The sequence below is a fragment of the uncultured Granulicatella sp. genome, assembly GCF_963515615.1.
Lineage (GTDB): Bacteria > Bacillota > Bacilli > Lactobacillales > Aerococcaceae > Granulicatella.
On sequence record NZ_CAUPZT010000038.1, the window covers coordinates 1 to 15837 of the forward strand.

14 protein-coding genes, 1 pseudogene, 1 riboswitch and 1 other annotated feature are annotated in these 15837 nt (G+C 34.4%); of the genes and pseudogenes, 11 read left to right on the top strand and 4 right to left on the bottom strand.

What is annotated here, in order from left to right:
- The 4 genes and pseudogenes from RYL55_RS06580 to serS all read left to right on the top strand — a co-directional run.
- Positions 1-333: pseudogene (locus RYL55_RS06580) on the top strand (lactate racemization operon protein LarE); the annotation flags it as partial.
- Positions 334-393: 60 nt separating this feature from the next.
- A complete protein-coding gene (locus RYL55_RS06585; RefSeq protein ID WP_315008167.1) occupies positions 394-924 on the top strand; it encodes a DUF924 family protein in 531 nt (176 codons plus the stop codon).
- Positions 925-1046: 122 nt separating this feature from the next.
- Positions 1047-2441 carry a D-alanyl-D-alanine carboxypeptidase family protein gene (locus RYL55_RS06590; RefSeq protein WP_315008168.1) on the top strand — a complete coding sequence of 465 codons (1395 nt, stop codon included), beginning with the start codon at positions 1047-1049 and terminating at the stop codon, positions 2439-2441.
- 61 nt (positions 2442-2502) lie between these two features.
- Positions 2503-2721, top strand: a binding site (T-box leader).
- A gap of 91 nt (positions 2722-2812) precedes the next feature.
- Complete coding sequence (serS, locus tag RYL55_RS06595) at positions 2813-4093, top strand: serine--tRNA ligase (RefSeq protein ID WP_315008169.1); 1281 nt, start codon at positions 2813-2815, stop codon at positions 4091-4093.
- Positions 4094-4148: 55 nt separating this feature from the next.
- On the opposite strand, the gene RYL55_RS06600 is transcribed toward serS, so the two are convergent.
- The 4 genes from RYL55_RS06600 to RYL55_RS06615 all read right to left on the bottom strand — a co-directional run bounded on the left by RYL55_RS06600 (position 4149) and on the right by RYL55_RS06615 (position 9604).
- Complete coding sequence (locus tag RYL55_RS06600) at positions 4149-5198, bottom strand: HAMP domain-containing sensor histidine kinase (RefSeq protein WP_315008170.1); 1050 nt, start codon at positions 5196-5198, stop codon at positions 4149-4151.
- Entirely contained in the window at positions 5195-5893 is a 699-nt protein-coding gene (locus tag RYL55_RS06605; protein ID WP_314111276.1) for a response regulator transcription factor, read from the bottom strand. Before RYL55_RS06605 ends, RYL55_RS06600 begins: the two co-directional genes overlap by 4 nt.
- A gap of 70 nt (positions 5894-5963) precedes the next feature.
- The gene (locus RYL55_RS06610; protein ID WP_315008171.1) at positions 5964-7595 is read right to left on the bottom strand and encodes an SSURE domain-containing protein; all 1632 of its coding nucleotides are present in this window, start codon (positions 7593-7595) and stop codon (positions 5964-5966) included.
- Positions 7596-7816: 221 nt separating this feature from the next.
- The gene (locus RYL55_RS06615) at positions 7817-9604 is read right to left on the bottom strand and encodes a glycerophosphodiester phosphodiesterase (RefSeq protein ID WP_315008172.1); all 1788 of its coding nucleotides are present in this window, start codon (positions 9602-9604) and stop codon (positions 7817-7819) included.
- A gap of 147 nt (positions 9605-9751) precedes the next feature.
- Between RYL55_RS06615 and RYL55_RS06620 the strand changes: the two genes are divergently transcribed.
- The 7 genes from RYL55_RS06620 (at position 9752) to RYL55_RS06650 (ending at position 15670) form a co-directional block, all read left to right on the top strand.
- Positions 9752-10888: an acyl-CoA dehydrogenase family protein gene (locus RYL55_RS06620; RefSeq protein ID WP_315008173.1), complete on the top strand. Its 1137-nt coding sequence runs from the start codon at positions 9752-9754 to the stop codon at positions 10886-10888.
- 112 nt (positions 10889-11000) lie between these two features.
- Positions 11001-11047: riboswitch (PreQ1 riboswitch) on the top strand.
- A gap of 5 nt (positions 11048-11052) precedes the next feature.
- Complete coding sequence (locus tag RYL55_RS06625; RefSeq protein ID WP_315008174.1) at positions 11053-11562, top strand: QueT transporter family protein; 510 nt, start codon at positions 11053-11055, stop codon at positions 11560-11562.
- Positions 11563-11730: 168 nt separating this feature from the next.
- Complete coding sequence (locus RYL55_RS06630; RefSeq protein WP_315008175.1) at positions 11731-12369, top strand: MBL fold metallo-hydrolase; 639 nt, start codon at positions 11731-11733, stop codon at positions 12367-12369.
- 21 nt (positions 12370-12390) lie between these two features.
- Complete coding sequence (locus RYL55_RS06635; RefSeq protein ID WP_315008176.1) at positions 12391-13173, top strand: TatD family hydrolase; 783 nt, start codon at positions 12391-12393, stop codon at positions 13171-13173.
- On the top strand, positions 13170-13721 hold the full coding sequence (gene rnmV, locus RYL55_RS06640) for a ribonuclease M5 (protein ID WP_315008177.1): 552 nt from the start codon (positions 13170-13172) through the stop codon (positions 13719-13721). Before RYL55_RS06635 ends, rnmV begins: the two co-directional genes overlap by 4 nt.
- Before the next feature lie 4 nt (positions 13722-13725).
- Positions 13726-14610, top strand: coding sequence for a 16S rRNA (adenine(1518)-N(6)/adenine(1519)-N(6))-dimethyltransferase RsmA (gene rsmA / locus RYL55_RS06645; RefSeq protein WP_315008178.1), 885 nt, complete (start codon positions 13726-13728; stop codon positions 14608-14610).
- A 70-nt stretch (positions 14611-14680) separates the two neighbouring features.
- Positions 14681-15670 (top strand): YeiH family protein, encoded by a 990-nt coding sequence (locus RYL55_RS06650; protein WP_314256680.1) that lies wholly within the window; start codon positions 14681-14683, stop codon positions 15668-15670.
- Positions 15671-15837 lie beyond the last annotated feature (167 nt).

The window sequence follows — 15837 nt, forward strand, 5'->3', positions numbered from 1 at the left end:
GGTGTAGAAAATTGGAATAAAGTACCTTCTTGTAGTATGGCATCTCGTTTCCCATATGGTACAAAGATTACTGCCGAAAAAGTTCGTTGGGTTCAAGAAGCAGAAGCGTATTTAATTCAATTAGGATTCGAACAAGTGCGTGTACGTGTTCATCAAGATTTAGCAAGAATTGAAGTATCACTCGATTTAGTTCCAACATTATTAGACCATCGTCAAGAAATTGAAAGTAAATTACGCTCGATTGGATTCAGTTATGTTGCATTAGACTTAGCAGGTTATCAATATGGACGAATGAATCAAGTGTTAAGTGATAAAGAAAAGGAAAATATCTGACAAAATAAGGAAGGACTTTGATAAGAAGTTCTTCTTTCTTTGCATAGAAATGAGGAGAGTATGGAAGCTCAAGAAGTATTACAATTTTGGTTTGAGGAATTAGAACCAAAAGACTGGTTTGTAAAATCTAAAGCATTAGATGCAGAAATCTATCGACGGTTTTTTAACATTCATCAAGCAGCAATTGCTGGAGAATTAAGTCATTGGAGGAAGACTATTCAAGGAAGATTAGCAGAAATTATTGTATTGGATCAATTTTCTAGAAATTTATATCGTGAGGATGTAAGAGCATTTTTATATGATGGTATGGCGCTTGTATTAGCACAAGAAGCCCTGCCGTATGCAAAAGAATTGACGGTCATTGAACGAAGCTTTTTATATATGCCATTCATGCATTCAGAGTCATTAACGATTCACAAAGAGGCGGAAAAATTATTTTCCGAACCTGGCATGGAAAAACGTGCAAAATATGAACAGATGCATCGAAACATCATCGAACAGTTTGGACGCTATCCACATCGCAATGAAATTTTAGGAAGAAAATCGTCTGAAGAAGAGTTAGAATTTCTTCGAAATCATTCAGGATTTTAAGTGAAAACTTTCTGTAAAGCGGATTAAAAAAAGTAATAAAACCTTAATATAAATAGAGTTGTTTTTTCGTAAAAAATTCGATACGATGGATAGGCAAAAGAGAGAATTGTGGAGATATAGATATGAAAAAATTCAAATGGATGAAGGCGGTACTGACAGCTTTAGTGGCTTGTTGTTTAGCAGCTCCAATGCAAACAATGGTTCACGCTGATGAACCTGAAAGACCTAAAACAGCAGAAGAAATTGCTGCATTAGAAGATGTAGCATCTTACATTGCAATCGAACAAACAAGTGGAAAAATTTTGATGGGAAAAAATCAAGATGATGTTCGTGGCATTGCTTCGATGAGTAAAATGATTAGTCAATATTTAATCTTAGAAGCGATTAAAAATTCAGAAATTACATGGGAAACAAAAATCCCTATCAGTGAACGAGCAAGTAAATTAAGTGCCAATTACTCGTTATCAAATGTGCCATTATGGCCAAATGAAAAATATAGTATTCAAGAATTATTTGAAGCAAGTTCCATCTATTCTGCTAATGCAGCAACCATTGCGATGGCAGAATATTTAGCGGGAAGTGAAGCTAAATGGGTGGAGAGAATGAAGGAAAAAGTTGAATCTTGGGGAATTCAAGATGCAACGATTGTAAATGCGACAGGATTGCCGAATAAATATGGTACAACAGAAAAGAATCCAGACTTTGGAGATGATGCAGAAAATAGTATGTCTGCTCGTTCTGTTGCAATTGTTGCAAGACGTTTAGTATTAGATTTTCCTGAAATTTTAAAAATTTCTTCTGTTGCAACGAAGGAGTTTAGACCAGGCACTGCTGGGATGACAAAAATGGATAATTTTAACTATTTAATTCCAGGATTGTTATTTGGATATGAGGGTGTAACTGGCTTAAAAACAGGAACTTCTGAAATTAGTGGAGCTTCTATTACGACAATTGCAACTCGTAATAATTTTTCAGTCATTGTTGTATCAATGGGATCTAAACAACCATTGAATCGTTTTAAAGTAACAGCGAAAATGTTAGATGAATTATTCAAGAAATATGAAGGCTTAGTGGTAGGAATTCCAGGCAAATCGGTTCAGAATATCCAATCCTATCCAGTCAATGGTGGTTCTGATGAGAAAATTAGTGTCGATTATGGAGATAATTTTGTAGCTGCTGTTCCAAAGGGAACTGCCATGAGTCAAGTAAAAGTTCGTTTTGAACCTTTTAAAGAATTATTAGATGAGAACAATGCCTTACAAGCACCGATTACTGCGGGAAAAACAATTGGGGATTTATACTTCCAGATGCCTGGAGAAGATTTAGGATATGTAGATGGTCAAACAGAAGGACATGTTCCTGCATTTGCAGGATATGAAATTGACCCATCGAATATTGTGACAGATGGCTATCGACAAGTGAGAGGATTTGTTGAAAAAATTATTCACGGAATCCAAGAGTTTTTTGGGAATATCTTCCAAAAAGTAAAAGGTTTCTTACATGCACAAGAAGCATAAATAGTTCGATTTATGGATTACCTGTTGCACAACTTTAGAGAATATTGTAAAATACAGACATATAAAACTGTATGAATAGTAACTTGAAGTCTTTTGTAGAGAGCTAGCGTTTGGTGAAAGCTAGTAAAGTATGACAAGCGAATCCACATACTATGATGCATGGCGAAAGCATTGATTAAGCCATCCGGAGCAAACCGTTATCGCAAATGAGTGCAATGGAAACATTGAATACGGGTGGTACCGCGAAGATAAAAGTGAAACACACAACTTCGTCCCAGTGACAATTTGTCGGGGATGAGTTGTGTGTATTTTTTTACAATGGTTTAAACAAATTTTCAACAAGCAAAACAAAAGAAATTGGAGGAATCAATATGTTAGATATGAAACGAGTGAGAGATCACTTTGAAGAAGTTGTGGTTAGCTTACAAAACCGCGGAGTAGAACGTCAAGTAGTAGAAGAATTACGTAATTTGGACGAAAAACGTCGTGAATTAATTTTAAAAACGGAGCAATTAAAGCAATATCGTAATACGGTAACGGAAGAAATTTCTCAATTAAAACGTAATAAAGAAGATGCAAGTGCGAAAATCGCAGAAATGAAACAAGTTGGGGAAGATGTAAAAGCAACAGATGCTTTATTAGCAGAAGTAGAAGAAAAATTAGAATACATCGCTTCACGCTTACCAAACATTGCTGCAGCTGATGTTCCTGTAGGAGAAGATGAAAATGAAAATGTAGAAATTCGTCGTGAAGGAACTCCACGTGTCTTTGATTTCGAACCAAAACCACACTGGGAAGTAGCAGAAGCATTAGATATTTTAGACTTTGAAAGAGGCGCTAAAGTATCAGGAAGTCGTTTCTTATACTATAAAGGATTAGGGGCTCGCTTAGAACGTGCGATTTACAACTACATGATTGATTTACATGTGGAAAAACATGGCTACACAGAAATGATTACACCATATTTAGTAAACGAACAATCAATGTATGGTACAGGACAATTTCCTAAATTTAAAGAAGATGTATTCCAAATTAATGACGAACGTAATTTAACATTAATTCCAACAGCAGAAGTTCCATTAACAAACTATTATGCAAATGAAATTTTAGAAGAAGCACAATTGCCAATTTATTTCACAGCATTAAGTCCTTCATTCCGTTCAGAAGCAGGTAGTGCTGGAAGAGATACTCGTGGCTTAATCCGTCTACACCAATTCAACAAAGTGGAAATGGTGAAATTCGCAACTCCTGAAACATCATTTGAAGAATTAGAAAAAATGACAGATAATGCGGAAGATGTATTACGTGGTTTAGGCTTACCATTCCGTACAATTGTATTATGTACAGGAGATATGGGATTCTCAGCTTCTAAAACATATGACGTTGAAGTGTGGATTCCAGCACAAGATACTTACCGTGAAATTAGTTCATGTTCAAACTGTGTAGACTTCCAAGCTCGTCGTGCGAAAATTCGTTACCGTCAAGCTGAAACTGGAAAAATTGAATTATTACACACATTAAATGGATCTGGTTTAGCAGTTGGTCGTACAGTAGCAGCCATCTTAGAAAACTACCAAGAAGCAGATGGAAGTGTAACAGTTCCTGAAGCATTAGTTCCATATATGGGTGGAGTTACAAAAATTACTAAATAATTTTGAATAGAAGAAAAGGAATTAACAAACCACACGGCACGTTAATTCCTTTTTCTTATTTAGAATTTTTATTTTCAAATGGAATAGAAAGGATGAAGGTACTTCCTACATCTTTTTGACTTTGAACCGTAATTTTTCCTCCCAGTTGATGAGCTAATTCTTGAGCGATAGCTAAACCAAGTCCATGGCCTCCAGTTTTCATATTTCTGGAGCTTTCAACTCTATAGAGTCTTTTGAATATATGTTCAAATTCTTTAGCATCAATTCCTTTTCCTTTATCCGACACACTAATTGTGAGAGTGTTATCTTCTAAAATCCCTTTTACATCGACTGGTGTGCCAGGGTCAGAATATTTAAAGGCATTATTTAATAAATTGACTAGAATACGTAATAATTTATCATAATGACTCGTAAATTTAGCAGATTCTGGTAGAACTTGTATATGAATGTCTCTATTTTCTTGTTCAATTAAAAGGTGAAACTCATTCATCGCATGAACTAATAACTGATCTAAGAAAATCACTTCATTTTTTTGATGATGCTCCTCTGCTTCTTGTGTATTAAGCGTTAAGTCATCTAATTCTTCTACTAATTTGTTTAATCGTTCCGTTTGACGGTTAATCGTTGTTAAGTAATGAAATTGTTCTTCTTGAGTAATGATTCCATCTAAAATTCCTTCAACGGTTGCTTGTATCGAAGTAATAGGAGTCTTTATATCATGGGAAAGTTGTGCAATCATGATTCTCTTTTCTTTCTCACTTTCTTCTAGTGAATCAAAGGATTTTTTTAAATCATCTGACATATGATTAAAAGCTTTTCCAAATTCTTGGAATTCAATTGGACCTTTAATCGTAACGGAATCATTAAAATTTTTATTGGCAATATCTTTTGCTTTCTTTTTAAGTTCGTTAAGAGAAGAGAATATTGGTGATAGAAGTAATAAACTAATCATAGCGCCAATGAAGCTAGCGAATAATGTGACTCCTATCAAAAAGTAAATTTCTCCTTTTTCAATTAACATTTTTTGAACTGCCCAAAAAACAGCGAGTATGGTTAACGTAGTAGAGATAAGATAACCAATAATAATATAATTTTTTAATTTCATAATGAACCTCTTGGTTTTTCAATTTTGTATCCTAAGCCCCATACGGTTTTAATCGTTGGAGTATGTAAACTAGAGTGTTTAGACAATTCTTGCCTTAAAGCATGGATATGAACGTTTAGTGTATTCGTATCGTCTATAAATTCTTCTTGCCAAACTTTTTCATATAATTCTGTTTTTGAGAAAACTCGTTCAGGATTTTTGCATAAAAGCCATAAAAGTTCAAAAGCTTTTACCGTTAAGTTGAGTAGATGATTATCGACATAAACTTCATAAGTTTCGTGGTTTAATTTTAGATTTCCTAATTGTACTTGAGTAGGATTTCCACCTCGATAAATTCTTCTAAAAATATTATTGACGCGAAGTACAAGTTCTCTAGGGCTGAAAGGTTTTGTAATAAAGTCATCAGCTCCCATACTAAGACCAAATATTTTATCTTGTTCACTTGTTTTAGCTGTGATGAATAGAAACGGTTGGTCAGGAGATAAATATTGAACTTCACTAATAAAATCATATCCATCCATTTTGGGCATCATAATATCAGTAATAATTAAATCGATGGATTTGTTTTTAAATAGTTCTAACCCTTCAACTCCATCATGAGCTACAAAAACCGTGTAACCGGATTGTGATAAGTAACGATTTTGGATATCTGTAATTTCAAACTCATCATCTACGAGTAATATTGTTTTTTCCATTAGAGACTCCTTTGATAAAAATAGTGCTATACTTTTGCTCAGTATAACACTATTTTTAGGGGAATTAAACTTAGATTCTTTCTTTTTTAGCTTTTAATCCTAAAATTCCTAGAACGAATGCTAATCCAGCTGAGAATGCTCCTAAAGCAGAAGTGTTTGTAGTAGTTTCTCCTGTTACAGGTAGACTAGCTTTACTTTCTTTCTTCATAGAATCATTATTTTTCATTTCTTTTTCTTCTTCTTTTTGTTGTTTCATCATTGGAGTAGAAAGATCTTCTTTTTTAGCTGTTTCTTTTTCCATTGTTTTAGAATTCATTTGTTGAGAGTGCTCCATAGTCGTTGGTTTCATCTCATCTTTTGTAGCATGTTCTTCTTTCATAGTAGATGTAGTATTTGTAGTTGAAGAAGAATGATTGGTTGCCATGCTTTCTTTATGCAAAGTAATACGAACTTCACGTGTAGCAACAACATTAGATAAATCGGCTTTACCATCTTTATTACCGTAAACTTTTACAGTAGCTTGGTAAGTTTGAGTACCATTGGCACGAAGTTGATCAAGAAGAGCTTGTCCTTCTTTACCAGTAGTGTTTCCATTTAAGTCTACTTCATAGAAATATTGACCTTTAGTAAGACCTTCAAGAGGAAGTAATGCTGGATTTTTAGCAGTTCCATTATCAGACCAAGGTGCATTTTCAGAAGATTTCAGTAATAGACGAGTTAACATACCGTCGCCACCGAAAGCTTCGTAAGGAATCACTTGGTTCACTCCAGCAAGGAAAGGACCAGGAACATTCGCTTTTTCAAGGTAGCTAGCAGGCACTTCAGTTTGAGCTTTAATATTGTTGGCTACAGATTCGTTTACTTTTTGAGCAGGAGTTAATCCGTTTAAAGTAACTGAAATATTTTTAGTAGCAACAACATTAGATAAATCAGCTTTACCGTCTTTATTACCGTAAACTTTTACAGTAGCTTGGTAAGTTTGAGTACCATTGGAACGAAGTTGATCAAGAAGAGCTTGACCTTCTTTACCAGTAGTGTTTCCATTTAAGTCTACTTCATAGAAATATTGACCTTTAGTAAGACCTTCAAGAGGAAGTAATGCTGGATTTTTAGCAGTTCCATTATCAGACCAAGGTGCATTTTCAGAAGATTTCAGTAATAGACGAGTTAACATACCGTCGCCACCGAAAGCTTCGTAAGGAATCACTTGGTTCACTCCAGCAAGGAAAGGACCAGGAACATTCGCTTTTTCAAGATAGCTAGCATGCACTTCAGTTTGAGCTTTAATATTGTTGGCTACAGAATCTTTTACTTGTTGAGGTGAAGTAACAGGAGTAGTTTCTGCTGGAGTTGCAGCTCTATTTTCTAAGACAGCTTTTGGAGTATTTGCAGCATCTACTTTATTTTCAGTAGCTGGTTTATTATTACTGTTTTGAGCAGTAGTTTCTTTTGGTGCAGTTAAAGCAGTATCAACAGCATGTTTAATAAGTTTATTAATATCATCCGGCTTTGATTCTTTCTCTTTATCAACATTATTTGGTTTCGTTTGAGAAACCGGTGCAGCAGCAACTTCATCTGCTAGAACAGATTGTACTGGAGAGGTAAGGATAAAAAATCCACTAGCAACCACGACGGATGCTACACCGACACTTAAACGACGAATTGACCAACGAGTAACTTTCTCTTGCATATTTTTTTTCATAGTAAAACCTCCTAAGTTTTGTATGTGTTTACTATAAGAGGTAAAAATAAAGTGAGTATAATGAAAAGTTAAAATAATTCTTAAATATCCGTTATGAAATACTTATATACGAAAAAATTAGTGAAAATAAGGCTGGAATGACTTTATTTAAAGAGTGGAACAGGAGTTTTTCCAACTAAAAAAGGAATTAACGATGCACAGGGCATGTTAATTCCTTTTCGTTATTTTTTTATACTAACATTAATAGCATCTAACACACGTTCAACAGGAGTGCTTTCTTCCAGTAAGTGTTTTTGTTCTTCTTTCGCAATATCAGGGTGGTCAGTAATGATACCTGAAACAGAGCTATGAAGATATTTATTAATTTCATCGGGTTCATTAATTGTCCAAACATAAACTTCATGACCTTGTTGCTGAGCAGCAATGGTTGTTAAGTCATGATAAGAGAAATCTTCCACTACATAAAAGTCTACAGCAGGATTTCCAAATCCGCCAAATTGGAGTGGAATGACATATCCGGTATCCATTTCGGGAGCTTTTCGTTCAATTTCTTCAATCACGTTTAAGTTGATAGACATCACTTTGTAAGTTTTTTCAACACCTAATTCTCTCATTTTTGCAATAAAGAGGTTAGTGTAGTCAGCTCCTTCAAAACCATGAGGTTTTAATTCAACGAGTAATTTGACATTAAGTTCCTTTGCTTTTGCAACAAATTCTTCAAAAGAAGGGATATGACTTTCATAATCGTTTTGGTAAATTGGAAGTCCAACAATTTCATCATAAGTCATATCTTTAACTTTTTTATTAAGACGGGCTAATCGTTTTAAATTATAATCATGCATGACGATAAATTGATTGTCTTTTGTCAGTAAAATATCCATTTCCACATAATCAGCGCCTTCTTTTGCAGCAGCTTCTAGTGCTTCAAGAGAATTTTCCACCCCATATTCGGTAAATCCTCGGTGAGCGACGATAGCAGCTGAGGAAGAGTTTTCCAAATGATATTTTGAAATGGCTTCGCTAGAATAATAAATCGTTAAACCGATAAAAGCAGCCACTGTAATAATGGTACTTTTAAAGGGAATTTCAGGAATATGATGCTTGATCGTTACATCTACGGCATCTTGATCATCTGCTAGTTTTACTAAAATAATAATTAGAGAAATTTTCGTATAAATGGTTATAAAGAAAATGACTAGTTTTGATAAGACAAACAGGCTCGTTACGATAAAGACATTATCCATTATAGAGGATAAGTATCCTAAAGTAATTGTGAGAATAAACGTCACTAAAAATCCGATAAGGGATAGGACGATTTCAACTAGTAAGAAGATTCCAATATGTCTCCATAATTTCTTTTTTGTCAGCGCCCAACTTGTTTTTAGATTTTCTAAGAAACAATGGTTTGTCAAAATTTGTAGTGGAATAGCGTAAATGAATCGAAGATGAAAATAAGCCAGCACAATATATACAATGCTAAATCCGATTGCTCCGGTAGTTGTTTTTTGAATTTCTTCTGTAATAAAGTTTGGAATATATAATTGTTCAGTTAAAAACGAAGTCATTCCAAATTTTCCTAATGGTAATAGGGTCAATAAATACAATAAGAAATATATAAATTGTGGGCTAAAAAATTCCCTCACTTCACCGAAAGCATTTTTCAAACTTGTTCGCCATGAAAAATGTGTATTAGAAATTGTTCCATAAACCATAAAGGTAAGAATCGAAAATTCAATAAAAACAAATAAAATAACGGCGAATAAATAGGCAATAAACGCTAAAATGATAATGGGTGAGGAGAAGAATAATTTCATATTGCTAAAATTAAAATTACTTTGTCCCGATAAAAAAATAATGCCTTTAAATAAGGTTGATAAAATTCGAAAGCCAACAAATGATACAAAAAATTGTAAAAAGGCGGCATTTCGTACATACGTAATTTTGTTGGAAAATAAATTGTTTAAAACGAATCGAACGGTTTTCCAAACAGGTAAGGATTGATTTTTCATAAAGCCTCCTTATAGAAAGATTGAGAATATTGTAGCACAGAATGAAGAAAAGTTGAATATCATAGAAAATGTAAGTTTGATTCGTTGTATCCGTATAGGTATTGCCGTATACTTAAAGCGTAATCATAACTTTATAGGAGGGGTTTTATGTTTTTATCAGAGGAATTACTCGAACAAATTCATCAAAGAGCAGCGCAATATGACTTGGAAAATGCGTGGCCAAAGGAAGATTATGAGGCATTAAAAGAAGCGGGGTATTATAAAGCTTTTGTGCCAAAAGAATATGGGGGATATGGCTTATCTCTTCAAGAAATTGCCCAAGAACAAACAAGATTAGCAATGGCAGCACCAGGAACAGCTCTTGGGATTAATATGCACCAAATTATTGTTGGATTAGCGAAGCATATGGTTCGATTTGGTAATAAGAAGGGTGAACAAATTTTACGAGATGCAGCTGATGGGAAGTTGCTAGCATTTGGTATTTCTGAACCAAGTAATGATCGAGTTTTATTTGGATCTATTTCGAAAGCAGAGCCACAAGAAGATGGTGGCTATCGTTTTCATGGAAAGAAAGTTTTTCTATCGATGGGAAAATATTGCGATAAATTAGTTTCATTTGGTTCAGATACTTCTGGAGAATCTCCATTGTCTGTCTTTGCTTATTTAACACCTGATGCAGAAACATTCGAAGTAAAAGATGATTGGAATACATTAGGAATGAAAGCAACTCAATCAAACACTGTCGAATTAAAAGGTATTTATGCTGCAGAAGAGCAAATTTTAACAAAAGTAGCTCCTGGTCCAAGTTTTGATCCAGTTGTATTTGGTATTTTTGCTTATTTTGAAATTTTATTAGCCGCTACTTATTATGGAATTGGAAAACGTGCGTTAGAAATCGGAATTGAAACGGTAAAAACTCGTCATTCTGTATCGAATGATGCGCCATACTCTCAAGATAAAAATATTCGTTGGAGAATTGCAGAAGCAGCGATTATTTTAGATGGCATTCAACCGCAAATTAATGAATTAAGTCAAATATTGGAATCAAGCGAAGAATATAGCTTTATTTGGTTACCACGTTTATCTTCTATTAAAAATCGTTCGGTTGAAGTATCGAAAAAAGCAGTGGAAGAAATTGTACGTGCTAGTGGAGGAAGTTCTTATTATAATACGACAGAACTTTCACGCTTGTATCGTGATGTATTAGCTGGTTTATTTCAACCATCTGATCAAGAATCACTTCATGATGCATGGGCAAATATTTTATTAGGGCCTATTGCGTAGTTAGTTGGTGGGAGGATGAGTTTTGTTTGAATTTCTTTTCTTTCAAGGGTTCACTTAGAATAATCCTAGTATTTTCAAGAGGTTTATAGTATAATCGTTCGTGGCGTTTTGAACGCTCGAGGTTCGCAACCATCCCTCGATTCAAAAAACTAGGAGGAAAAGAAATGAAACAAAACAATGTAAAAGTGTTGATGATCAATGCAATTGTAGCAGCATTATATGTGGTGATTACAACAGTATTTGCCTTTATGTCTTTTGGAAATATCCAATTCCGTATTTCAGAAATGTTAAACCATTTATTTGTCTTTGATAAAAAATATGGTTACGGGATTATTGCGGGTGTTATTTTAGCCAATACTATTTTTATGTCTAGCTCGGGTTTAGGAGTGTATGATTTAGTATTTGGTTTAGGGCATTCTATTTTATCTTTAGTGATTGGTTCATTAGTGTTCCGATTTGCAAAAGATTTAAAAGGTAAAATGTTATTATTATCTATCGTATTTAGTGTGATGATTTTCTTAGTAGCGATTGAATTAAAACTTGTATTAGAATTACCATTTTGGTTAAGCTACTTTGAAACTTTTGTTGGTGAAATTGTTGTCATGTTAGTGGGAATCCCAGTCATGTTAGCAGCCGACAAAGCAATTGGTTTTACAAAACAAATGAATGCATAATTTATGTTTTAAAAGGTATATTCGAGAAATCGGGTATGCCTTTTATTGTTAGTGGAAAATGGTGCCGGTTTGTTTATTAAAAAAGGCATTTCGTAACCTCATGACTTGTAAAAAAGTATAAAAGCATCTAAACTATAGTAGATTAAGAATCAGAAAAGAGGAATTTCAGTGGAATTATTAAGTTTAACAGTAGGACGTCTACAAGAGAACGTTTATTTTTTAATTGATGAAAATAAAGAAACATTAATTTTTGATCCAGGTGCACAAGCAGAGGATATTAAAGAATTAATTGAAGAAGAAGGATTGAAGCCAATTGCGATTGTGTTAACACATGCGCATGGAGACCACATTGGAGCAGTAGACGAATTAAGAAAAGCGTACAATATTCCAATGTATATGAATGAAATTGAAAAAGAATTTTTAACAAATACAGATTTCAATCGTTCATTATATTCAAACGAAAATATTACAGTAGAACCTGCTGATGGATACTATCCAGCAGAATTAGGAAAATGGAAAATTGGAAGTTTTGAACCTGAATTAGCGTTAATTCCGGGACATTCTCCAGGTAGTACAGTATTTATCTTCAAAGATAATGGATTTGTGATTGGTGGAGATGTTTTATTTAAAGGTAGTGTAGGACGTAGCGACTTCTCATATGGTAGTCATATGACATTAATGGAAGGAATCGAACAATATTTATTACCTTTACCAGGAAATACGGTTGTTTTCCCAGGACATGGTGAGCCAACAACATTACAAGATGAAATTGCAAGTAACCCATTTTTAAATGGAGCAACTAGATAGAACTCAGTAGGAGAATTCAAAATGATTTTTGACACACATACACATTTAAATGTAGAGCAATTCAACGGAGAAGAAGCAGATGTTATTAAGCGTGCAAAGGAATTAGCCGTTACACGTTTTGCTGTTGTCGGATTTGATACACCAACGATTGAAAAAGCTCTCCAATTAAGTGAAACATTTGAAGAAGTAGTGGCGATTGTAGGATGGCATCCGGTTGAAGCACATGCCTATACACCAGAAATTGAGAAAACATTAATCACACAATTAACCCATCCAAAAGTAGTGGCAATGGGGGAAATGGGTTTAGACTATTACTGGGATGACTCTACACCTGAAGAACAAGAACGAGTATTCCGTCGCCAAATTGCTATTGCCAAAGAAATGAAATTACCGATTGTCATTCATAATCGTGATGCAACAGAAGATTGTTATCGTATTTTAAAAGAAGAAGATATTCGAGATATCGGTGGAATAATGCATAGTTATAATGGCGATATGGAATATATGAAACGCTTCTTAGATTTAGGAATGCATATTTCTTTTAGTGGAGTAGTGACGTTTAAAAATGCCCCTCAAGTTCGTGAGTGTGCAAAAATCGTTCCACTCGATCGTTTTTTAGTTGAAACAGATGCACCTTATTTGGCCCCTGTTCCTTACCGTGGAAAGAGAAACGAAACAGGGTATACTCGCTATGTTGTTGAAACTATTGCTAAGGAAAGAGAAATGGCTTGGGAAGAAATAGCTAAAGCATCAACAGAAAATGCAATGAAGCTATTTCGATTTGAAGAAAGAGGATTAAAATGAATCCAATTATAGTAGTTGAAGGGCGAGATGACACTCGTCGATTAAAGGAAGTTTTTCCAGAAATTGAAACGATTGAAACGAATGGTTCAGCTATTGATGATGAAACACTTGCATTAATTAAAAAGGCAAGTGAAATTCGAGAAGTTATTGTGTTTACAGACCCGGATTATCCAGGTCAAAGAATTCGTTCGATTATTCAAGAAGCGATTCCTACGGTAAGTCATGCTTTTATTGAAAGAGAAGAAGCCGTTCGAAAAACGAATCATAAAAGTCTTGGAGTAGAACATGCTAGCGATGAAAGTATTCAAAAAGCATTGGAGCATGTGTATAAACCAGTAGCAGACCTTCAAGAAGAGATTGCTCAATCGGTGATTTTAGAACTAGGACTGATTGGCTATCCTCACTCGTCTTATTTAAGAAAAGAAGTGTCTAAAGAATTACGAATTGGACATACAAATGGAAAACAATTAACGAAACGATTGAAATTATTTGGCATTTCAGAGCAAGAATTACGAAATGCGGTACAAATTGTACAGGAAAGGAGCTAAAAAGATGTTTGAAAAAGATATTGCCACACCGACTCGAACACGTGAAATTATGGAACGTCATGGCATTAAAGTGAAGAAGAGTTTAGGGCAAAATTTTTTAATTGAACCGAATATTTTAACAAAAATGTTAGATGTAGCAGATGTTAACAAAGAAACAAATGTCATTGAAATTGGACCAGGAATTGGTGCGTTAACGCAACGCTTAGCAAGAGCTGCTAAAAAAGTGTTAGCGTTTGAAATTGATGGACGCTTAATTCCAGTATTAGAAGATACTTTATCCGAGCATGATAATGTCATAGTGATTCATGAAGATATTCTAAAAGTTGATTTAGAAACAGTGATTCAAGAACACTTCAATGTGGAGGAGAGATTACTAGTCGTTGCAAACTTGCCGTATTATATTACGACACCGATTATTATGAATCTCTTAGAATCAGGCTTACCAATTGATGGATTTGCGATGATGATGCAAAAAGAAGTGGCAGAAAGAATGACTGCTCAACCAAATTCAAAAGCTTATGGCTCATTAACGGTTGCGATTCAATATTGGTGCTACGCCAAAATCGGATTTATTGTTCCTAAAACAGTTTTTAATCCAGCACCAAATGTAGATTCAGCTATTTTAGTATTGGAACGTAGAGAAGAACCTCTAGTAACGGTCAAAGATGAAGCGTTCTTCTTTGATTTAGTAAAAAATAGTTTTGCCCAACGTAGAAAAACATTATGGAATAATTTGGTAAAAGCTTATGTTCCAGGAAAACTAACAAAAGAACAAATTCAAGAAGCATTGGACTCTGTTTCGATTGAACCAAATCGTCGAGCAGAAACACTAACCATTGAAGAATTTGCAGCCTTATCGAATCAATTACAACAATTTGTAGGAGAGTAACAATTGTTAACAAAAAAGAATGAAAACGTGATATAATTGTGTGCAATTGTTTTTGAAAGGATGGAGAAATATGGAACAATGGGTTCAACGAAGTAAAGGAATTTTATTAACTTTTGGATTAGCAGTATTAGCTGTTATTTTAGGAGACGTAATGCCGGTTATTGGAAGTGCGGTATTTGCGATTATTTTTGGAATGTTAGTAAGTAATTTCTATACATTACCAAGTGATTTTAAACCAGGAATTAATTATTCCGCTAAAAAATTATTACATTATTCGATTATTGCATTAGGGTTTACAATGTCATTTGCTCAAGTTCAACAAACAGGATTAGAGTCTTTACAAGTAACGCTTGTTACGATTGTGGCAGCCTTCTTAACAGCAGCTCTTGTAGGAAAATGGTTAGGCTTGTCTGATCATTTACGAACATTAGTAGGATTTGGGACAGCTATTTGTGGAGGTTCTGCGATTGCAGCAGCTTCTCCTATTATTAAAGCAGATGATGAGGAAATTGCCTTATCAATTTCAACGATTTTCTTATTTAATATTATTGCGGTGTTCTTATTCCCATTTTTAGGACATGTGTTACAAATGACAGATGCACAATTTGGATTATTTGCAGGGACAGCAATTAATGATACTTCAAGTGTCGTCGCTGCTGGTTATAGTTATAGTAGTGGAGCAGGAGATATTGCTACCATTGTAAAATTAACACGTGCGTTAATGATTTTACCAGCTTGTTTAATTTTGTCATTTATTGAGGCAAGACGTCAAAAGAAATCAGGAGAACCGGTGAATTGGAAGAAAATTTTCCCAATGTTTATTTTATGGTTCTTAATTGCAACGATTGTGACAAGTGTGGGAATTTTCCCTAAAGAATTTATCCCATATGCAAAATTAGCTTCTAATTGGTTAATGGCAATGGCGTTAGCAGGAATTGGTTGCCAAGTATCATTTAAGAGTTTCCGTGAAGCGGGAGCTAAACCGATTGCTACTGGGTTGGCAACTTGGTTTGTGGTAGGAGCGACTAGTTTATTTATTCAATATTTTGTAATGAAGTAATCCCTGAATAAAGGAGAGTTTATGAAGCGCCTATTAAGTTTAGGATTTTGGATAGGTTTGATTTATATTTTGATTTTTTCGAAGGTAAATGCGGTTCAGTCGTTTGTAAATACTTCGATGGTTGGAGTTTATTTGCATGTGGTGATGATTTGCTTGTTGATAATCGG